Origin of the sequence: Anaerobiospirillum sp. NML120448, assembly GCF_023050945.1 — a bacterium.
In the GTDB taxonomy this organism is placed as follows: domain Bacteria; phylum Pseudomonadota; class Gammaproteobacteria; order Enterobacterales; family Succinivibrionaceae; genus Anaerobiospirillum.
In genome coordinates this window covers 1-2,323 of sequence record NZ_JALKIM010000145.1, presented here as the reverse complement: position 1 = coordinate 2,323, position 2,323 = coordinate 1, and the positions used below count along the sequence as shown (strand labels likewise).

Sequence of the window (2,323 nt, the reverse complement as noted above, 5' to 3'; positions counted from 1 at the left end):
TAGTATGCTAAAAGTTAGATTGACTTTACCTTTGTTAAAAGCTATTTGCTGCACCAACAATTTTATTTTGTCTCCCCCATATTACTCATAATAGGGGGGGTGACGAACTTTTGAAATCTAGTACTAGGGTGCTAAAGGAGCAGGCCATAATGCGCTTGTGACCTGCTTTAGTGGATGGCTATACTTTGGTAGCTGCTCAAAGATAAGGTAGATATTGGTTGCAAATCCATACAACCCAAGCCCCAAGTATCCATGAGCTGATACCCTAAGCAAGCACAAGCAACCCAAAAAGTTTAATTAGCCTAGAGGACAACTAATGGCTTGGGGCCTTATGAATTTTAAGGTTAGCCAAATAATCTAGCCATAAGTCTGAGTTGCCTGGCATACTGGTAATTACACGGCTTTCTGAATCTACATTGAGTACTTTAACTCTATCTTGTGCTTCTGTAGGGTCAATGCGTAGTTTTTTGCACACTTCTTCCCTTTTATCGTCCAGAGCTTTCTTAGTATCAGCACCTACAGTAATAAGAACTAAAGTCTTATTATGGTTCTCTACTAAATCACGAATAATAGTGTTGATATGATTGTCATCAGAGTTAAAGTTAAACCCAATTACTACAATGATATCAGCCTCCTTAAACTTACTATACATCTCAGTATAGAGACATGAAATATCAATAGCAGTCATTGGCTTAATGCCGCTTTGAGTAAAGAAAAAGGGAGTTACCAGCTGATTTTGGTAAAGGAATAAGTTGTCGCTATTGTCTTGGTCAGCAGCTGTATTAACAGGCTCTCTTTTAACTAAAGAGTTTTTGTATGGATTATAGAACTCTCCTACACCACCATTAAGGCGCATCACTTTGCCAAATCTTGCTTCTAAGGAAGCTTCATCTAAGGTACCATCCTCAATTTTGCTCTCATTACGAAGCTTAATCAACCTGCCATAATAATCATGATAATTGGTAGAGGCTAAAGCCTTAATCTCAACACTGGCATTGTCATTTTTTAGCTCAGTAATAATGTCCTTATAATAGCTATCTTGCTCATTGAGGGCTTCATCACTTAGGGTGTTTTCTTTGCTGGTAATAGCATCATAAGCCGCTCTAAGAAAGAGGAACATTTTGGAAAACTTTGCCCAATCTGTTTTAGGGGACAGGATATATCTAAAGTAATTATCAATGAGCATTTGATAGTCAATAGAAGTAGAGCATAGCTTAAAGGTCAACCTATGGATAAGGTTAATAAACCTCTCTACAGTATCAGGGAAGTCTTCAAATGCTGGTCTTTGCTTTTGGATAAAATCGTATATGATGCCTGCTGCACGATCATACTTCATTGTGAACATTTCTTCGAACAACGCAAGGTAATCATGAGTAGTCTCATTTTCAGAGGTGAAAATGCCTCTATTGAGCTTTTTAAGCAGCTCATCGCCACAGGTAATTACAATCATGAATAAGAGCACACGAAAACACTCTTTTAAGGTCTCATGCTGTGATGGGTTGATTGTTATTTGATTGCTATGGGCCTGACTTAAGGTGCTTATGATTAATGAAATGGTCTCAGATGTTAAGAGGGCATCATAATCATTCTTACCTGAAAAGCTTTGGTTAAACTCAACAATTGGTTTTTTATCGGAATTGCCAAGATTCAATGTCTTTTTCAAGTCTTCATAAATAGTGTTCTTGGTAAGAGATTCATCCCCAATAAGTTTCTTACACAAAGAGCAGGCATTCTTATCAATATTAACTAAAAAATCCTTTATGTCTTGCTTCTTTTGCTCGGCACTAGACATGATGACTTGCTCAAAATCATATTTACCAAAAGTTGAGATTCTGTTGATGCTGGGGCTAGTGTAATTGAGCCACTCAATGTAGTTAAAATTTCTTGGTTGCTTGTTTGTAATGGTGTCTAAAGCTTGTCTTAACTCTGATCTAAGTGAGTCGTATTTTTGAGTAAAAAGACTAATGGCAAACTCTCCGCCATTAGGTAAACCTAAAGATTGCTCTGCTCCTGCGCCAAAAAGAATGGCAAGCTTATTTTTTGCTAACATCATAATTCATACTCCTTAATGAGCGACTTTCTTTTGTAAGACTAAGACTAAGACTAAGATAAAGCCCATATTTATCTTAAGTTTAAATTATTTGCAGTTAGATTAGCAATTAGCGCTCTATCTCAAGCTTAGCTTTTGAGCTCTATGTAACTGTAAAATATCCGAAAGTTCCTTTAAGCTAGACCTTCCCTTATAATCTGTACTGTGGCAGAAGATATATTTTGTATCTCTGCCTAAGGACTAATCGAAATTTTGGGGCAAAACAGAGCATAG

At 36.9% G+C, this 2,323-nt stretch carries 1 protein-coding gene; it reads right to left on the bottom strand.

The genetic code is table 11. The annotated features are described in order from the left end of the window. Positions 1-313: 313 nt before the first annotated feature. The gene (locus tag MXE38_RS12110) at positions 314-2,053 is read right to left on the bottom strand and encodes a hypothetical protein (protein WP_246915437.1); all 1,740 of its coding nucleotides are present in this window, start codon (positions 2,051-2,053) and stop codon (positions 314-316) included. Positions 2,054-2,323 lie beyond the last annotated feature (270 nt).

Excerpts from the sequence above, each read along its gene's own strand:
- MXE38_RS12110 (WP_246915437.1), bottom strand. The coding sequence starts at position 2,053 with ATGATGTTAGCAAAAAATAAGCTTGCCATTCTTTTTGGCGCAGGAGCA.